Origin of the sequence: Chitinophaga sp. (assembly GCF_017745275.1) — a bacterium.
In the GTDB taxonomy this organism is placed as follows: domain Bacteria; phylum Bacteroidota; class Bacteroidia; order Chitinophagales; family Chitinophagaceae; genus Chitinophaga.
In genome coordinates, this window is the sequence record NZ_JAGHZS010000009.1 from 285561 (window position 1) to 305301 (window position 19741).

The window sequence follows — 19741 nt, forward strand, 5'->3', positions numbered from 1 at the left end:
TATTTTAATCGTTACTGTATCCAATATTGATTCCGGGTGATCAAAGGGTTATTCGTTACCGCCGAACTTGAAATAGGCCAGGTCCATGCGCCCATATCCAATTGCTGCTGGGTCAGGGAGTTCTCCGTTACATTTTTATCCGTGATCCTGCCGGTGCGAATGAGGTCATACCACAGATGCCCTTCTCCCATCAGCTCCTTCTCCCTCTCCAGGAAAACGGCATCCTGTAAGGCTTTACCACCACTACCGTTATACAACTTTGCACTGGCCCGGTCTCTTACCAGGTTCAGCATCTTAATAGATTCAACTGTTTCATCGAGATAAGCCAATGCCTCCGCTCTCAGCAAAATCACATCTGCATAACGGAAAAAGATCAGGTTCGCATCGTAGTCTCTCGACTCAGGATCAGTGATGGCAGAGTATTTCAGGAACATCGGTGTTTGATCGGTGCTATAGGGATTGTAAAACCAAAGCTCCAGGCGTTTGTCGTACTCTCCCCTGGGATAGATCCGGTCCAGGTGACGGATCATAGGTGTGATCTCACTTTTACCCCCGATTTTATCATGGATATAAGGTTCATGCAATGTCCACTGACAAATCAGCGAGTGGAATTTACCGCCATAGTTGGCATCCAGCGACAACTCAAAAATACCTTCTTCGGAACGGCCTTTAAAAATTGTCTGGAAGGTTTCTTTCGTATAAGGCAACAGCTTGTATACATTGAGGTCCATCAGCTCTTTTACCAATGCGGCGGTTTGTGTCCAGTGCTTTTTTTCATTGGGCTTATCAAAGCCTGCAGCCCACATGTGAATATGTGCCATCAGCGCCAATGCAGCGCCCTTAGTGCCTCTTACAGCGCGATTCGTAGGATCGTCAAAGGAAAGGGGCAGATCGTCTTTAACCGCCTCCAGGTCTTTCAAACAAAAATCCAATACAGTCAGCATCTTTTCCCTTGGCTGCAATTTTGTTTCATAGGCTTCTATCTGCAGCGGCACATCTCCGTATAACCGTACCATATAGAAGTAAGTAAACGCGCGGATAAAATGGGCTTCTGCAGTAAGCGCTTTTTTATCGCGGCTGCTGAAGTTGGGATCCTGCACACCGGAAATACGGTCTATACAAAGGTTCGATAAGGCAATAGCCTGGTAAAATTCTCCCCAGTCCTGTGCATTGTCTGCTCCATCGCCGCCACCGGTAGATAGCATCTGGTTCTGTCCCAGCATGCGCAGGTTATTTTTATTAAACCAGTTCCAGTTGCCCGCCCTGAAATCACCTGCGTTATATAAAATTCCACGGGTAAATTTCGTAAGTAAAATACCATATGCACCATTGATAGCACTTTCCGCGTCCCGCTGTGTTTTCCAGAAATCCTTACCGGAAAGGGTATCCAGCGGCTTTACTTCCAGGAATTTCTTACAGGCGCCTGCTACTGCCAGCAGGCAAACCAGGAGTCCTATTTTATACCATTTATTCATCTGAAAATAATTTAAACATGATTAAAATTGAGCGCCTATACCAAAAGTGAAACTGCTGGCAGCAGGATATCCGTTGATATCATCCCTTCCCAGCGATGTAACCGTTTCCGGGTTTGGACCAGTATATTTAGAGAAGATCGCCACATTATAAGCGGTGAAATATGCCCGCAATACCCGCAGTTTCAGGCGTTTCATAAAATCAAAATTGCGGAACTGGTAGGCCAGGGTCACCTGGTTAATTTTAAAGTAGGAGCCGTCTTCCATCACCAGGCTTTGACTCATCCGGTTAGGCTGCACCAGCATATCATGATCAAATGATCCTACTAAAGCCGGCCGGGAAGCTACATCCCCGGGACGTTTCCAGTAATCCAGCCGGTTGATATCGTACAGGTTTACCGGCCCTTCTGCTACGCCTGTCACATTCTGATCACCCGGCGCCTGCAAACGATAAATCCTCGCAGCAATGGCATTGTTCATAATGCTGCGGTTGAGCAGATAAGTACAGTATACACTCAATGATAAGTTCCGGTAGCTGAATGTGTTGTTGAAACCACCGGTCACCAATGGCTCCGGGTTTCCCATGATCACATAATCCGCATCGCTCAATGCATAGTCGCCGTTCAGATCTCTCCAGATGGGATCTCCTGCCTGGAAAAACTGTGAACCCGGCCCTGCACCTGCCTTATAACGTACGCCTCTTACAGGATCAATAGGTACATCGGCGGTACTTTTATATACCCCATCGGTCTGGAATAAATAGTTGCTCTGCGGATTTCTGCCTACGCGCAGTGCAATGAACTGCCTGTTTCTATCATCTGTTGAACTCAGGAAAAATTGCGATCCACCAGGCAACGCGGTAAGTATGCCCCTGTTATAGGCACCGTTTACGGTTACCGTCCATTGAAAACCCAACGGATTCAGATGTACTACCGGTCGAGCTGTAATAGACAACTCATGTCCATAGTTCACAATAGCTCCGCCATTTACCTGCATCTTCCTATACCCTGTAGAATTGGGCAAATATGCATCTCTTACCAGGTTATAGTTGTTCTTGTAATACGTGTCATAAATCACTTCTATACGTCCTCTGAATAAGCCCAGGTCAACACCAAAGTTGAACTGCGATGATTTTTCCGGCTCCATAGATGGATTCGCCAATACATCAAAGTCCGGCACCGTGGCCACGCTGTTGTTATACCCCGCAACGCTCTTATATACCCCCAGCGAATTCAGAATGGTAGCCGTAGGGCGACTGTTTACCCCATACGTAACACGAACAGATCCATAGTCCAGCCAGTTCAAACGGCGCATTGCATTTTCTTTATTGAAGTTCCAGCGGAAACCAACTGAAGGATTTTTCGTATAGGGGTTGTTGATACCTGCGGCGGAACTTCCGTCCAACCGGTAAGCCAGGTCCACACTATATTTGGTGTGATAGTTATACGACAGGAAACCCGCCCATGAAGCTGCATGATATACATAAGATACCGGCGTACCGTTTACATTTACTTCATTGGCATTGTTCCATACGTTACCCGGATAAAAACGGGGAGAATAGCCACGAGGCCCCCAGTAATAATCATTCGGACCGTTGCGTACATCTCTCACATGCTGGTCATCTGACTTAATATTTATTTCACTGAAAACACTCGCGTATACGTTGTTTCCTTTCTCCAGGTCTTTTTTATTGGAACTATAGCTGTAGTTCACACCATTGCGGGTGTTCAGCTCATCATGCCTTCCTACAAAGCCATACAACTGGGTAGCGTTATTATTGGAAAATGACATCTTAAACTGATCCCGGGTATCGGTATAGTAATCATAGGAAGTGGTGGAGTTGATCCGCAGGTTATTGATAATTTCATAGTCCACATCCACAAATCCGCGGAAGTTCACCGTGTTATTATCATCCACGTTATTCTCATATCCATCCAGCTGGGGATTACCTATAAATTTGGAAGGCCCCGGCAGTAAGGAAGTAGTAAAGGCATTGCCGGCGCCATTGTTGGTAAGACCTCCACCATTACCGCGTTGCTTTTGCCCCAGTGCACTGAATAACTGTGCGCCGATACGCAGCCGTTTACTGGGTTGCATATTCAACTGCATGTTCAGGCTATACTTATTAAACCCTGTATTTTTCAATACCCCCTGGTTCATCTGGTAGGCGAAGTTGGCTTTATAGTTCATCTTGATATTGCCACCACTTACCTGTACGTTGTTGTTGGTGTTAACGGTAGTCTGATAAAATAACCCCTGCCAGTCGGTAGAGTTGTTGTAGAAACTATTCAGGCTATCTGTCAGGAACAGGGCATCCAGCTTGGATAGGCGGTCTCTCGCATCCTGTATATCACGGGAGTTGGCGAGGATAGAGTTGATACGATATTGCCGTTCTGTATTCCCCCCAATGGTAGGCCGCAGTTGAGGCGGGAAGTTCACGAAAATACTGCTGTTCACATCGATGATAGGTGTTGGAGAATTACCACGCTTGGTTGTCACTACAATTACACCATTGGCGCCGCGGGATCCATACAATGCTGTCGCCTGCGCATCCTTCATCACTTCTATGGATTGTACATCTTCCGGCGGGATCAGTGCCAGCGGGCCAGTGGCTGCACCGGGCTGTAACATCGACTGGGAAATACCGCCATCGAAATCTACCGGCACATTGTCTATTACCAGCAAGGGATTATTACTGGCCAGGTAAGCCTGGTCACCGCTACCGCTCACATTCAGCTGCGATACTCCTCTAACGGACATGGTACCACGAAAACCCGGTGCACCGGAATTATTCTGGATATTCAGCCCCGCTACTTTACCCTGCAATAATTCCTGGATATTGGATACCGGGACATCCTGCAGATCTTTTCCGGAGATGACTGCCACTGAACCGGACACCGTTTCTTTGGTACGCTTCTGATAACCTACTACCACCGTTTCTTTCAGCGATTTATTTTCTGCAGCAAGGGTGACATTTAACACCGTTGCCTTCGTTGTTTTCACCGTTTCAAAGCGATAGCCGATATAACGAAACTGGATCGCTATATCCGGCGCTACTTTGATGGTAAAATGGCCGGTAGGATCTGTTACCCCTAATCCTTTGTTATTCTTGATATCAATGATGGTAACGCCCGGGATACCTTCTTTGGAAGCGGCGTCCGTTACGCGACCTTTAATGGTAATAGCCTCCTGGGCATATACCGTATAACTGGCGCCTGTCAATAGCAGGAACAGGACCAGTAACAGGAAGTACCGTTTATTCATGGCACAAAAATTTTAGTTTTTTCAGAATAGGGTTAGTCGTTGGTAAACTTGGGACTCACATTAAACTTGAAAATCACGTCCCAGCTACCAGGCTCAAAAATGGCGAACTGTAGCCCCAATGCGGCTTGTGTACGCTCCCCATATGATACGCGCTCGTAAATAAATCCAATACTGGCTTTTTCATTGATCCCCACATCCGCCAGCACCGGGAAAGGATTGGTGATATCCCAGGTCACTACCGTACTATCGTTCGTCATTTTCCGGTTAAAAGCAAAAGGCACCATTTCCTGGATCGTATTACTCCGGTATACCAAACTATCCCACTTCGTGATATTGAAGGCCGGCAAGCGGATAGGGACAGAATCTGCATCGAAAAATTTCATGGAAAGCGTATTTTTCGTGGTACCTGTTTTCCGGAAATACACGGTTACATTCTCTGCCGGAATGTTGTTATTCAGCTTATCCTTTACGCCGATCAATACCGTAGGATGCAGGATACCACCCTTATCCAGCGGTTTTCGCAACCCGGTAAAATCATCAAACTCATAAGGCTCGTATGGACGGGGAAGTGCGAGTTGCAGTTTCCTTTTCTGAAAGGTTTTTTGTCCCCCGTTATTTTTCACAAAAATGTCGAACGTATACGTGCCTGGTTTTACTTTCGTCGTATCTGTTGCCCAGAAAATCAGGTCTCCTGAATTGGGGCGGATATCCAGTAACGGCCTTTTTACCTGGAAGCGCTTCGCATTAATTTCTTCCACACTTTTCTCTTTCCCACTGTAGTACTCCTTCCATTGCCAGGTATTCACTTCTTCCCTGAGTGCAGGTACCGGCATGCCGTTTTTATCAGCAATGTTCTGTAGTTCAAATGTGAGTGGCTGGGTAGAATAATCGGGATTAAATTTGCCATAGAACACGTTGGTACGGCCAAAATTAGCGGCATAAAAATCGCCGTCGAAGCTGGCGTTATTGCTGAAATGTTCTTTCTCTTTCGGCACCAGGCTTTTATAACAACTGCTTACCAGCACGGTGAACAAGCCGGCTAAAGCATATTTATATATTTGCGGATACATGACTGATTAATTTATTTTAGTGAGAATAACACGATGCAGATTCAGGTTAGCTTTCTTGATCATCACCTTCATCAGGTGTTTACCTGCCGGCAATGTAGCCGTACCGATGGCGCTCTTCCAGCTTTGCCAGCCCCCGGTACCGGGGATGGCAATTTCATCAGACACTTTCACATCATCTATCATCAGGTAAATAATTCCTCCGCCATTACCTGCTATCCGCAGGTCTACCTTGTATTGACCGGCTGCTTTAATATCCACGGTATATCTTACCCAATCGCCATCGCTGGTCCAGCCGATATTATAAGCGCCACCCGGGCTCGTTTGCGTATCCCCATCTGAGCAGTTTTCCGTACCGGGGGCATCCGGCCGGTAAACATGGTTACCGCCGCCATTGTTGTAATGAAAAGCTACTTCGGCGGGGCCTTCGTCGTAGTCCGCCGCGTTAATAATACCAGGTATTTCCAATGGATAGCCCAGGTAGGGGCCCTGAATAGGCTCCAGCGACTTAGGATAAGCCTTACCCACAAAAGAGGTGAAACCGAATATGTGCCGGGTTTCCAGGATATGCATCAAACCATTTTTGGTTTTGATATCCACGTTTTGTGTGAGGGCGGTAGACCAGTCTTTAATAAACCGGGAGCCGTTTCTATCGCTGAACTTCACCACTTCAGTACCACCACCTACAGCGCCGGAAGCATTGGTGCCACTCATTTTTCCATTCATGCCATGTTCGTACAACGATACCAGGTCTACTCCATCTGCATACCGCAGGGAGTCGGCATCTACAATACCAGGTATAATATACCGGCGCAACAAACTATCCCATACAGATAATGGAATACTATCCATCGTCCAGTTACCGGGATCGCCTAAACGAATACGCGCAATATTGACATTACGCATCGCGGTTTCAATACTATTATCCTGTGGTATAAAAAAGGTGACTTTTTGATTTTTTAAAACGTCGGTGAGATGTACCTTATCAATGATCCATACCAGTGAATCATATAAAGTGCCCTGTTGCTTCAGGAAGTCGTAAGTACTTACTCCCACATCAGATACCGGCTTCGCGTTGCGATACTCCTGCATCCCTTTTTTGCAGGCAAAACAACCGGTGATGGCCAGCAGTAATAAAATCTTTTTCATGGCAGTAAAAATTATTTCCAGAAATTATTTTGTGTGAGCGCGGGGTTATTGGATAACGCCTCCTGTGAGAGCGGCCAGAAAGCGGCGCCCTTCTCTACATCTGCAGCGGTAAGCCGGGTGTATTGAGGAATACGTTTGAAATGTACCAGGTCGTACCAATACCAACCTTCTCCCATCAGCTCCCGGCGTCGTTCCAGCAAAATGGCGTCCAGCAGTGCTTCTCCACTCAAAGCGGCATTTACATTTTTCAATGATCTGCTGCCGCGGATACGGTTCAGATCTTTCTGTGCGTCTGCAGTCCTTCCCAGGCGGGCTTTCGCTTCTGCACGCAGCAGGTATAATTCTTCATAGCGGAATACAATAATGCAGGACGAATACATTTTCAATACGGGGTTCGTTACACTCGTATTGATTTGCTTCACCTTAAAAAAGATAGGATAAGTATCATCCAGTTTGGTGAAGAAATAAGCTGGCCGCTGTTCATGTGGCTCATTATAAATTTTCAGGATAGTATCCCGCGGAACATATATTTCAGACTCCCGCTTAGGAATATACGGATCCCGCAGGGTCCAGTCTTCCAACTGACCAGTAGAGGAAATTTCAGCGTGGTCAAAGTTCATATCTACCTGGAAAATGTTGCAATCGTAACGGCCGCGGAATGCACCATCCAACCTGCTCAGATCATTTACACTCACAAAGTTATAGCCGCTGTTGGAGGTGGTGTTTACTACAATGTCTGCATATTCCAGCGCTTTGTCATAATTGCCCTGCCAGCTGTAAATATGTGCCAGCAACGTATATACCATGCCTTTGGTAATAGTGATCGACTTATGATGCGATTCTCCCTGCCCGCGGTATTCGCCCTGTTGTTCGGGCGACTTCCCATCATATTTCCAGGGCAGTCCATCAATACAGGTTTTGGCTTCTGCAGCAGCAAAGTCCAGTACTTTTTCCCATTTTTCCCTGCCAATTGTTTTAGGGGTACCATCGGCTGCTTTAGTGACCAGTGGCACATCTCCCCATATTCTTACAATATAGTAGTAGAGAAAAGCGCGGATATAGATTGCCTGTGAGATATCCAGTTTCAGGTCGTTTTGTGAATACCGGTAATCTGTTTTGGTCACCTGTGGTAATTTGGCTATAGTAAGATTGCATTGGGCAATAGCTGCATAAAATCTGCGCCAGTCGCGCCATTGCGCCATCGTGGAGAAAGTGGCGTTCAGGTTACTTTCCACTACGGCTTTCAGGTCGCCTCTTTTGGAAGATTGAAAATCTCCCGCCCGCAATTCGCCATATACCCAATGTGCATTTTCGTTACACATCGCAGCTCTCATCAGGGCATAGCAGGCCGATAATCCCGCACGGGCGTCGCTCTTGGTCTGCCACATATTTTCCTCCGACAACGCCCTGCGTGCCGGCACATCCAGCATTTTTTTGCAAGACAACATACCTACCGCCAGGAATAATAATATCCCGGCAACAGCAATATTTTTCATGATCATGTATTTTAACATCAGAATTGAAAATTGAAGCCCAGGGTGAAAGTGCGCGGAGCCGACCAGTTGTAATAACCTTCGTCGTAGCCGAAATAGCTGACTGCTTCCGGATCGCCACCCTTGTAGTTGGTCCAGGTAAGCAGGTTATTGCCCGTAGCATAAATCCGCAAATGATCTACACCGGACCTCTTCATCCATGGCGTATGCAGGTTGTAGGCCAGTGTCAGGGCACGCAGCTTCACGTAGGAGCCATTCTCCAGGAACAGTGTCTGGTTAGGCTGATACGCATATACTGCACTCCAGGGGTTGTAGGCGGGAATTTTATTATAGTCGCCCGGCACTTTAGACCACCAGCTGATCTCCTTGATCGCTTTCGGATCATCTATTCCTTCCCTGTTGGCAAAATCGAAACGATCTGCCAACACCTGGTTGATGACTTTACGGCCAAAAGCATAGTTCAGTAATATATTCAGCTCCCACTCTTCATAATGAAAGGTGTTGGTGAATCCTCCCTGCGCAGCCGCTACCATACGCCCGGTCATCACACGGTCTTTGTCGTTGATATCAAAGTTGCCGTCCAAGTCTTTCCATTTGGGATCTCCTTTATGCAGCGGAACACCTAAGTAAGACAACTTCTTACCCGTTGCAGGATTCACAGGTACTTCTGCATCTGCATTATAAATACCCTCATTGATCAGCAGCCAGTAACGGTCTACCGGCTTACCCACCAGGAAACGACGGTTACCGATCACCAGGTCAGTAAGACCATCCGGTAACGCCATCAATTTATTTTGGTTCGTGTATACATTGATACCGGTAGTCCATTGAAATTTCTTATTCCTGATCACATCAGCCGCTATAGATAATTCGTAGCCGTAGTTGCGGATATCCATGCCATTCTTTACTATACCATTAAAACCTTCTTCTTCAATGGTGGGAATTTTAAACACCAGGTTTTTATCTGTTTTGGAATACACATCCAGCGATGCCCTCACACGGTCGTGAAACAAACCAATGTCTATGCCTCCGTTCAACTGCTCTACTACAGGCCAGGAAATACCGGGAGTAATATAGCCGGTAGTATAAGCAGCGTTGATAGCCGGGAATGCGTTGTAGGTCGACATATTCGGCACACCATTCCACCCAGCGTCTACATTGTAAATGGCGCCGGATTTGTAGATCTCATCCATCATCAGGCGGCCTACACGGCCCCAGCTACCCCGTACATTCAGGTTACTCAGCCAGTCGATGCCACTGGCAAAATGCTCATTGCTCACCTTCCACGAAGCAGATACCGTAGGCGATACCAGCCATCGGTTCTCCGCGCCGAGATAAGAAGTACCGTCTCTTCTTACATAAAGTGTTACAAAATATTTTCCGTCGTAGTTGTAGCCTACATTCGTATAAAAAGAAGCCAGCCTCGACTGTGTAAAATCTTTCGTGTTAAACATCAGCCGGAAGTTGCCGAAGCGACCGGGCTTATTATTATCATCTCCCGGCTGGTATATCTTCACAAAGTCGCTGGAACCTTTGTAGGCACGGCCATAATCATAACGCCATTTATCCCACTGGCTATACTGCCCCAAACTGACGTCCAGGTGATGTTTGCCGGAAAAAGTATTTTCATAATGCAGTGAGTTATCAAGGAGTAGCCGTTTATTCAGTCCGTCAAAATTGGAGACGTAACTGTTACCCTCGCCTAAAGCGGTCGGCACAAAAAAGTCGCGGAAATTTTGCCCGTAGTCAATAGCGAAACGGGTATTCCAGGAGAGGTGCGACAGAAAGCTATACTTCACATTGGCAATGATGCGGGCAGAGTTATTCTTGTTACGGTTAATAGTGTTGTCCAGGTCCGCATAATATTGTTGCAGGTAGAATTTGTTGGGAGACACCGGCGCATCGTAGCTAAACAGGTAATCTTCATCCCCTGCGCGGTCGCGGATAAATTCATTGCGCTTTCGGTTCAGGTTGGCAATAGCCACATACGTGCTGAATACCAGGTTACGCACAGGTTGAATATTGATGCCGAAATTAACATCATAGCGCCGGATACCGGTTTTATCGTATACCCCTTGCTGTGACATCTGCCCGATGCTAAAACGGAAATTCGCATAAGGCGTACCGCCACTTACAGCGGCTTGTATACCATCTGTAAACCCGTTCCTCACATACAAATCATCCCAGTTTGCCGGCCCGAAATACCGCGCCTGTGATGAATCTGCGAGGTAGCGGGGAAAATTTCGCCACTGGGTTTCATCCGCATACTTCTGGTAAAATGGTAAGCGGAAATCGCTTTCATATTTTCCATTCACCGCATCCACCGACGGGCGTAGCGATAATCCTGCATAAGCATTCACGGAAACTTTCATGGGGCCTACGCGGGGAGCTTTGGTAACAATATTAATAACCCCGTTCGCCGCATTGGGCCCGTATTTTGCGCTGGCCGCGAAATCTTTTAATACTTCTACGCTTTCAATATCATTGACATCCAGGAACGACAACAAATTGGTTTCTGTTCCCATCCGGTTAAAATCAAAACGTTGTATATCGTAGGCGAAAGCATGATCCAGGATCAGCGGTACGCCGTCTACCACATAGGCAGGCTGTGCGTAGAAAATATCGCGGTTACTTAACAACAGGGAAGATGTACCACGAATAAATACGCTGTTCCGTTTCCCCGGTTCAGCGGAAGGTGTTCGTACATCCACGCCCGTTACCCTGCCTATCAGCATCTGGTCAATACTGGTATAGGGCATTTTTTTTACTTCCATCATATTTACGGAAGACACCGCGCCGTTAGGGCTGGTTTTAAAAAAGAGTTCATTGTTGGGAATATATCCCATGGTGTCTCTTTTGGAAGAAGATACTCTGGAAAAGGCCAGCGAGTCGGCGTTTACGGCGACAGTATCTTTTGCTTTTTTATACAGCGTGCTCTGCGCCTGTGTGCTGGTGGTTACCAGGCACACCGCTGCAAAAAGATACATCCCGCGATGCAGGATCAGGTAAATGTGTTTCATACATGCAATGTTTAGGCATGAAAATCCCATGGCGTAAAGCAGCTTTACGCCAGCAGTGGTGTTGTTTTCGACATATACGGGCATAGCACGCCCTGCTCCCCCCTGGGGAGTATGTCATTTACTGTTAGTTTAGAGATAGTTAGGGTTAAGGCAGCACAATACGTTACCAGGCCCAGGTGGTATACCGCATGAGCATAACAGGAATAACATATAAACTGCGAAAACGTAACGTATCAGCGACTTCTAGGGGCAGCGCGCGTCCCTCACAGGTTGCAATGAACGATGAGTCATGGAACAAAAGATTAACGTGAAATTTTTAAACGGTCTGAACTTCTTTGGTTTTCAATAATTGCTAATACTAACAAACAGTGGGGAAGCTACAGGAAGCACGGGTCGGGTTCACACTGTCTATGAGTACTATCAATGCTCTTTAAATTCTGGTTGTTTATTTAACGCTACACGCCAAATGTAACTAGCTAAATGGATTTTTCATAGCTTTTTGCTAAAATTTTTCAAAAATTAATTCATGAAGTAGCGGAAACTATTGTAGCGAGTGATCTTAGCGGGTTTTGTCCGGGTACAGGATTAAACTGGTTATACTGATTCTATTTTTTTGATTTAAAAAGATAAGGGAAGATAGATGAACCATCTGCTCATCTATCTTCCCTTATCTTTCCTATCTTTCAATATCTTAAAAACAAAAATCAGGAAACCATTAATATGCCCGATCGGTAGTATACCGTACTAATTCCTCCAGCGCAGCACGAACGGGAGAAGCAGGAAAAGTATATAACAAAGCAAATGCTTCATCGCGGTAAGCCATCATTTTTTCAGCGGCATATTGTAAGCCACCTGATTGGTTAACTATATTGACTACAAAGTTAACCTGGTCTTTATCAGTGTGCTGATGTTTAACGATATGGAGTATTTTTTTCTTCAGTACAGGATCCGCATTTTTTACTGTATAAATCAGCGGCAGGGTTACTTTCTTTTCCTTGATATCATTACCGGTAGGCTTTCCGATATCCGCAGTGCCATAATCAAACAGGTCGTCTTTTAACTGAAAGGCCATGCCCACCTTTTGTCCGAAGTCGTGAAGCTTTTTCACCACAGCCGGATCAGTAGTGGTAGAAGAAGCTCCAGCTGCACAGGCAGCAGCCAGGAACGAAGCCGTTTTAGCATTGATGAGATCAAAATAATCCGATTCTTCAAAGCTTAGTTTATTCGCTTTGGTCATCTGCAATAATTCTCCTTCTATCATTTGCCGGATGGCATCGGAGTAAATTTTCAACAAGCCGGGGTCGTTGTTATCCAGTGCCAGCAGTACGCCTTTGGTAAACAACTGGTCACCCACCATCACGGATACACGATTTTTCCATAGGGCATTTACAGAAAAAGCGCCCCGGCGCTTCATGGCGTCATCTACCATATCGTCGTGCACCAGGGAAGCTGTATGCAGTATTTCCACAAGCAGCGCCGCCCGGTAGCTGCCATCATTGATAGCGCCACATAAACGGGCACAAAGCAACACGAACATGGGCCGCATTTGCTTACCCTTATGGGCCACAATATCGGTCATGATCCTGTTCAACAATGCAACATCGCTTTGCATTGCCTGCTTAAAAATTTCGTCAAATTGCTGTAATTCGCTACCTATCGTTTCCCTGGCTAACTGCATCGTAAATGATCACTATGAATGGGGCCGAAATTACTACATCTGTACGAAAATCCCTTGGATGCTATTTTATATCTACATCAAAACTGCTGTAAATGCCGTTCCCCGTCTTTTTCAGAATGGTATATTTCCCTTTATATAACAACAATGGCGGCTGCTCCCCGGCATTATTCATATACACCACATCTATGGCAATCGCTTTGGCACCCTGCGCCTTCAACTCATCAGGCAGGTACGCAGCAAACATACAGGGATACTCTTTTAATTGCTCCGACGGAATACGATACACCGTTCTGGGTTCTATATCTCTAAAAAGATAGTCCGGCCGCAATAGCGAATCTTTCCAGGCAACATTCATGATAGTACAATCAACGGAGTAATAGCTCCGGAAACACCTGCCGGTACGGCGGCGTTGCAGCACATAGGGGCGGGACTGCCGCAGCGTATCTTTTGTCAGCGAGTCAATTACAGTGGTGCGTAAAGTCAAATCCTGGTCTATGGCCAGTATAGGCACATCCGGCGCCATCATCGCCAGTTGCGATCCCATCATCGTACCATCTTTGTTCAGGTGCGCATGTCCCACATGGATAACAAATTTACTTTTAGGATTGGCCTGCATCACCTTATAAATATTCGCTGCCTGCCCTTTTTCCCGTGAAAGCGTAAAATAGAAATCACGCTCTCCATTAGGCTTTACCGTTATAATCATAGAGTCTGGCGGATCAAAGGCCAGGTACTTGATAGAGCCATATTGATCCAGCTTTATACTATCATCCCAGCCTGGCTTTGCATCGTACTCGTATGACTTTACCTGGTACCCGGACTTAAACGCATAACGGATCAATTCCCCATAATTGGGCTCGTTCAGATACAGTCCATCCGTGCTTACCGGGTAATGGTTTTTATCAAGTTCATGATGCGGCCAAATCCCTTCGGCCATAAAAACATTGTAGCCCTTTTTAGATAGGGCGCCAAGTAATGACTTCGTAAATAAACGGTGCTCTGCACGGCCATGGGCCTCATTGATCATAATAATGCGGTATTTATCCGCCTGGTCCAGTATATACTGCCGGGCGTCTATTACCTTATCCTCCCGGAGATTTATGAAAATATCATCCACTCGTCCATTCAGGGAATCTTCATAGACGACTGCTTCCGCGGCATGCCCTGCTACAGACAGTCGGTCCATATTATAGTTGAGATGCCAGTACGCATTTCCGCTTACTGCCTTTATGCTATCTGTAAAATCATATCGGGGATTACCTACCGGGGGATTATCATGAAAAGATGACAGCGCCAGGAGTAATAGGGCTACAAAAGTTCTCATAAGGGATTTATCAACTTTGGTTGACCTCTAAAACGGCGGGACAATTATTTTATTTTCCTTTCCAGGAAATAATCCACACCTATACGCCCGCCACCAAAGATGAACAGGGTGAACAACATCACTATATAATAAAGTGGAATTTCGTAGCCATTATCCCCCGCAGCAAAACCATTCTGCCAGTGTACAGTGGCAATAGCAACGCCCATACTGAAAATAAGTGGCAGCGTAATATAACGAACAAACAATCCAAGGGTTAATAATACAACGCCGGCTACTTCTGTAATACCTACCAGGTAAGCACTGATATAAGGCAAAGGAATATGCAGTTGTGCAAACCAATCGCCGATACCATGAATATCACTCCATTTCATTTTTGCCGGCAAATAAAACCCATACGCCAATACTAACCGCATCAACAGCAGTGGTAAGTCTTTCAGGGCCGACAACCGGCGGGCAAAAACAGCGTAGGTGCGCATATGTTATAATTGAAATCCTAATACAAAATGTTGCTGTTGCATCTGTTTCAAAAAGTTCAACGTATCCTGTTCCAGTGTATCCGTATCTGTTATATGAAGCTGAGGGGCATAATCCAGTATATCCTTTACCGTTATACCCAGTACCAACTGCTCCGTTAAAAACGCCAGCCAGGGCGATAAGTCCATAAACTCCACATTCCCTGTTTCCGGATGCCGGTACAACAATACAAAGTAAATGCCTTTGTTCGCCAGCAATGCTTTCGGCTTCGCCACCAGATGAACGGGATAGCTAAACGACAACAACCGGTGCTCCGGGTTGAGTACCAGCGGCGTTTCCAGCCAATCACCGGCAAGGGCATACGGTTCCGCGGGAATATCTTCCATGTTGTATACTTCCATTTCTGCCCATTCAAAAGCCAGCAGGTCGTGGAGATAGGGCAGCTCATACACTTCCTCCCAATTATGCTCTACGGCGTAGGTATAAAATTCCAGCGGCAACTTCCATACCTGGTACGACTGGCAGGCATGATGCGAAAAGAAGTCTTTCACCATACTTTTCCATTTCCGTGCAGGAATATTATTATACGCAATGGGAAACGCATTTTCCATGGTATCGTTGATCATATTGAATACCAAGCGGCGATAGTGCTTCAGCCGGTCCGGCGCTACGCCGGGCAGCTTCACTTTTTCACCCGTTCTGCAAAACGCCGAAAAAGTTTGCTGTATATGATAGGTGTCAGGCAACAAGTTCATTTTTCAATTTCCATTGTTTGTGACAAATACTTTTCAATCTTGATAATTCTCCCTGCAGTTCCGCCATCTCCGGTATGTTAAAGTCGCGCTCCAGCAATACCGGCACCGGCTGCAAGTGTTGCAGCGTCCATTCAAACAGGTCGTACACAGGGTCAATAATAGGCTCTCCATGTGTATCTATAATCAGGTCCGGCGCTACCTGCTCATGGCCGGCCATGTGGATATAGGCCACTTTATCCAGCGGCAGTTGGGTAATAAATGCTTTGGCATCATACTGATGGTTGAAAGCATTGACATAAATATTATTCACATCCAGCAATAACTGGCAGCCAGACTGTTTCACCACTTCCTTAATAAAATCTACTTCGCTCATTTCTGCTGCCACAGGGGTGTAGTAAGACACAATCTCCATCACCAGTGGACGTTGCAGATAATCCTGCACCTGCTGTATCCGCGTAGCAATATGCTTTACCGCATCCATCCGGAAAGGAATAGGCAGCAGGTCATAAAGATGCGCATTATCACATTTGGAATAGCTCAGGTGTTCTGAATACAACTGAACTTTATATTCATTCAGGAAGGCTTTGATATACTGTAAGAATTCTTTGTTCAGTGCTTCCGGGCTGCCGATCGACAGCGAAAGACCGTGGCATAAAACCGGGTACTTCTCTACTACCCGGTGTAATACCTTCTTCCAGTAACCGCCTATATTCATCCAGTTTTCAGGTGCAAACTCAATGAAGTCGGGCCTGATATGTTCACCGTTGATCAGTTCTTCGGCAAACTCTCTGCGAAAACCTACACCTACCATGATCATCCTATTTAATTAGTATGAAATAAAATAGGGAAAGGCCGGTTGTTGTGCGGTATACCGGCCTCTGTCCCTATTCAAATAATTATTGACCAGATTTGGTAGTATCACTACCTTTCTTGGTACCTTTCTTAGCGCCTTTTTTGTTACCACATTTACCTTCTCCACATTTGCCCTGGCCGCATTTACCTTCTTTTGATTTACCGGCAGAGGCGCTGTCTTTTTTCGCTCCACAAGCCAGTTCCATTGTGTTAGCAGCAGTGCCGGCAGTACCTGTCAACGCATTTCTTACCGCAGCTCCTGAACCAAGGTTAGTGTAACTAACTGGTTTGGCAGATACCTGCAGAGACGCTAAACCCAGTATAGCACTGGCTACCAGAGATCCGGAAAACAATACTTTTTTGCTGATTGAATTGTTGCTTTTCATGTTTTGACGATTTAAAAACGGAGTTAAAAATTGATATGTTTGATTGTATAGACGTGGTGATTAAAAAATCCTTACAGATACTGCCTTATTTTTTTTTGTTTTCTGCAATCACCTTTTCCCATTTTTCTTTGAGAGATGGGTCGGGCAATAAGTCTGTTTGTGCTACCATTCCATCCAGGTGTGTATCTATGATCTTGCTTTGTTGGGCATATCTTCTGCAGTAAATACAAATCAGCAAGTGTATTTTCATGCCCATTCTTTGCCAGAAAGAAAGCGCTGCATGTTGCAATTCCTTTTCTATCATTAGCGTCACCTCTTTACAACAGGGCATCCAGCTATGTTTTTGTGTTGCCATTATCAATTACGAAACCAGTTTTTTTCAAGACAACTTCTCAGTTGCAACTTTGCGCGGTGAACAATCACCCAATAGTTAGACGTAGTAATTGATAATTCCTTACAGATGTCGGTAGATTCTTTTTCTTCGAGGTACTTCAGATTAAACACTTTCTTGCCGATTTCGTTCAACTTATTCATGCAGGCGCGCAGCATACTATAAAAATCGGTTTGCTCCTGTTTGCTATTAATGTCTGATATCCAGGCTTTGGGGGCCATTTCTTTGTTCCAATGTCCCTTTTCATTAAAAAATAAATGATGCGGATCACTATCATGAATGCTAACGGTAACAGTTGCTTTGCCAGCGGCGCGAAAGTGATCAATAATCTTATGTTTCAGAATAGCCATCAACCAGGTTTTCTCACTGCTTTCGCCGCGAAACTGCACTGCTGCCTGTAACGCACTGAGAAAAGTATCCTGAACCAGATCTTGTGCCAGTTCGCTATCTGATACCCGAATTACTGCAAACTTATACAGGTCATCTGCATATAACTTTACCCATTCATCGGGATTACAGGTTGCCATTGATTGTGCTCTTGAGTTTAACGCTGTTTAATCATAGCATATTTTGCGTATATGCTGTAGAAAGCTTACGGAAATTTAGCTGTTTTAGTTTTCTCTCTGCCCCAAAAAAATGTTAAAGACGGATAACCGGGGTTAAGGAATGGTAAATGGTACGGTGAGTTGGCTAGTATTCGCCATTTTGTACTATTTTTGGCCCGTACCCAATGAAATATGAAATAAATTAGGCCAATGAAAAATGAAATGTCGCCTGTAACATCCGTATACTTTGTTACTTTATTAAAGGCATATTTACGTGGGACTAAAACCAGGCAAGAGGTGATAGCCGAATTACGTGGCGTTACCCCGATGCAGCACAAGGAGGAAGATACAGACACCGAAGTGAGCAGGTTATTGTTAAGAACTGCCAGCGAATTAAACGAAGACTATTACCAGGACATCGTGACTGCCATTTCTAACGCTGGCGATACCACGCCCAGCCGGGAAGGTGTGATTCATCAACTGGAAGCCATGCTGACCGGCTATATCACGCCCCAACAACTGCTTCAATGGGCCACCTGGCATAATGAACCCGATACGGAAGACGGTGTCAGCTTCTTCAACGACATTGCAGTAGATTATTTCTGCACGCAACTCCTGCCTGCTTCTTTTGAAGAATTAACGCTTACCCAATACAAACAAGCCCTTAAAATTTTCCAGACGGGCACCCATAATAGCCTGAAAGATAAAGTAGCACTGGTACTGCTATCAGAAAAAGAAAGGCAACGGTTTCTCTTTTACCTGGGCGATTACATCCAGGGACATACTTCTCCGGAACAACTGGATGTATACCTGCTCCATAAATTCGGCATGGATCATCACTCATTCCCTTATATGTCGTCACTTTCCGCTATTATGCACGACCCGGGTAAACTGCCGGCATTGCTGCACATAGCTGCTATGGACGCATAAATTCTACCGGATAATATCCGCCACCCGCACTGCACGGTTTTCACCACTCACAATATCGGTGGTATAGGTAATTTCCCTGTCGCCGTTACTATACACCAGCTCCACTTCCAGCGGCATAGCTACCAGCGGATAGTTACCGGCTGTCAACATCGTCGCTATCTGATCTTTATAATACTCCGGCATAAAAGCATATCCGGGGAAAAGGGCATGCGGCTGCAAAGGTACCCACACCTGTGCACTAACCAGCGTGCGACCGGTACTACTTACACCTCCGGAATCAGTGACCGTATTATTAGCCACATATGCTTCGCAGGCGATACCTGCAATCACTTTTTGCCCGCCGGTTTTCACCAACTGATTCAAATACCCTGTTTCAGCAGGATAAATGGGGGCTATATTGGTCAGATCCAGCTTTTCTTTGGTACCGCTGCCGGTTTGATGAATAGCGGTTACACTCAACTGTGCTCCTCTTGCAAAATCGGCGTAAAACTGGTAGCGCGCCCCATTTCCCTTACTCAGTAAATGAATGGCCATCCGCGGCGCCGCACTGCTATAGTAAATCACTACCTGTTCTCCCCCATTGATTACCCGCTGATTGCCCTGCCAGGCTTCCATTTCCTGGTACACCGCCACATCAAATTCAAATACAGAATCTATCATTACCTGCTCATCACCACCAATAACCAGGGAAGCATGCTCACTGACCGGCTTTACATAGCTCGCCTCATAAGGCCCTTCAGCTAAGAGTGTATCCGTTTTGGAAGTAGTGAGATGCCGGACTTTGTCCGTCATTTTTCTGAGGAACTGCGCATGTATAACAGTGGAGCATAGGATCAGCCACCCGAGCAGGAACACCCGCTTATTCATAGGAATAGATTTACCCTCAATATACATTAAATTATTCCAATATATCATAAGGAGCAGAAAGCATAAAGCCGAAA

General features: G+C 45.8%; 16 protein-coding genes. 1 reads left to right on the forward strand and 15 read right to left on the reverse strand.

Annotation, left to right across the window (positions count from 1 at the left end):
* Positions 1-11: 11 nt before the first annotated feature.
* The 14 genes from J7623_RS26240 to J7623_RS26305 form a co-directional block, all read right to left on the reverse strand.
* Positions 12-1475 carry a RagB/SusD family nutrient uptake outer membrane protein gene (locus J7623_RS26240; protein WP_291926450.1) on the reverse strand — a complete coding sequence of 488 codons (1464 nt, stop codon included), beginning with the start codon at positions 1473-1475 and terminating at the stop codon, positions 12-14.
* 21 nt (positions 1476-1496) lie between these two features.
* Positions 1497-4736 carry a SusC/RagA family TonB-linked outer membrane protein gene (locus tag J7623_RS26245; RefSeq protein ID WP_291926454.1) on the reverse strand — a complete coding sequence of 1080 codons (3240 nt, stop codon included), beginning with the start codon at positions 4734-4736 and terminating at the stop codon, positions 1497-1499.
* Positions 4737-4768: 32 nt separating this feature from the next.
* The gene (locus tag J7623_RS26250) at positions 4769-5806 is read right to left on the reverse strand and encodes a DUF5007 domain-containing protein (RefSeq protein ID WP_291926457.1); all 1038 of its coding nucleotides are present in this window, start codon (positions 5804-5806) and stop codon (positions 4769-4771) included.
* Positions 5807-5812: 6 nt separating this feature from the next.
* Complete coding sequence (locus tag J7623_RS26255; RefSeq protein ID WP_291926460.1) at positions 5813-6952, reverse strand: carbohydrate-binding protein; 1140 nt, start codon at positions 6950-6952, stop codon at positions 5813-5815.
* Positions 6953-6963: 11 nt separating this feature from the next.
* A complete protein-coding gene (locus J7623_RS26260; protein WP_291926463.1) occupies positions 6964-8448 on the reverse strand; it encodes a RagB/SusD family nutrient uptake outer membrane protein in 1485 nt (494 codons plus the stop codon).
* A gap of 17 nt (positions 8449-8465) precedes the next feature.
* Positions 8466-11465 carry a SusC/RagA family TonB-linked outer membrane protein gene (locus tag J7623_RS26265; protein WP_291926465.1) on the reverse strand — a complete coding sequence of 1000 codons (3000 nt, stop codon included), beginning with the start codon at positions 11463-11465 and terminating at the stop codon, positions 8466-8468.
* Between the two features lie 715 nt (positions 11466-12180).
* Positions 12181-13143 carry a polyprenyl synthetase family protein gene (locus J7623_RS26270; RefSeq protein ID WP_291926467.1) on the reverse strand — a complete coding sequence of 321 codons (963 nt, stop codon included), beginning with the start codon at positions 13141-13143 and terminating at the stop codon, positions 12181-12183.
* Between the two features lie 61 nt (positions 13144-13204).
* Positions 13205-14467 carry a hypothetical protein gene (locus J7623_RS26275; RefSeq protein WP_291926470.1) on the reverse strand — a complete coding sequence of 421 codons (1263 nt, stop codon included), beginning with the start codon at positions 14465-14467 and terminating at the stop codon, positions 13205-13207.
* Between the two features lie 44 nt (positions 14468-14511).
* Positions 14512-14943, reverse strand: coding sequence for a DoxX family protein (locus tag J7623_RS26280; RefSeq protein WP_291926473.1), 432 nt, complete (start codon positions 14941-14943; stop codon positions 14512-14514).
* A gap of 3 nt (positions 14944-14946) precedes the next feature.
* On the reverse strand, positions 14947-15696 hold the full coding sequence (locus tag J7623_RS26285) for a putative DNA-binding domain-containing protein (RefSeq protein WP_291926475.1): 750 nt from the start codon (positions 15694-15696) through the stop codon (positions 14947-14949).
* Entirely contained in the window at positions 15680-16513 is an 834-nt protein-coding gene (locus tag J7623_RS26290; protein WP_291926480.1) for a DUF692 domain-containing protein, read from the reverse strand. Before J7623_RS26290 ends, J7623_RS26285 begins: the two co-directional genes overlap by 17 nt.
* Positions 16514-16592: 79 nt before the next feature.
* Positions 16593-16934 (reverse strand): hypothetical protein, encoded by a 342-nt coding sequence (locus tag J7623_RS26295; protein WP_291926483.1) that lies wholly within the window; start codon positions 16932-16934, stop codon positions 16593-16595.
* 85 nt (positions 16935-17019) lie between these two features.
* Positions 17020-17265 carry a hypothetical protein gene (locus tag J7623_RS26300; RefSeq protein WP_291926485.1) on the reverse strand — a complete coding sequence of 82 codons (246 nt, stop codon included), beginning with the start codon at positions 17263-17265 and terminating at the stop codon, positions 17020-17022.
* Positions 17266-17291: 26 nt separating this feature from the next.
* Positions 17292-17852 carry a sigma-70 family RNA polymerase sigma factor gene (locus J7623_RS26305; protein ID WP_291926487.1) on the reverse strand — a complete coding sequence of 187 codons (561 nt, stop codon included), beginning with the start codon at positions 17850-17852 and terminating at the stop codon, positions 17292-17294.
* A 228-nt stretch (positions 17853-18080) separates the two neighbouring features.
* Between J7623_RS26305 and J7623_RS26310 the strand changes: the two genes are divergently transcribed.
* Complete coding sequence (locus tag J7623_RS26310; protein WP_291926489.1) at positions 18081-18800, forward strand: hypothetical protein; 720 nt, start codon at positions 18081-18083, stop codon at positions 18798-18800.
* A gap of 3 nt (positions 18801-18803) precedes the next feature.
* On the opposite strand, the gene J7623_RS26315 is transcribed toward J7623_RS26310, so the two are convergent.
* Positions 18804-19667 carry a hypothetical protein gene (locus J7623_RS26315; RefSeq protein WP_291926492.1) on the reverse strand — a complete coding sequence of 288 codons (864 nt, stop codon included), beginning with the start codon at positions 19665-19667 and terminating at the stop codon, positions 18804-18806.
* Between the last annotated feature and the right edge of the window lie 74 nt (positions 19668-19741).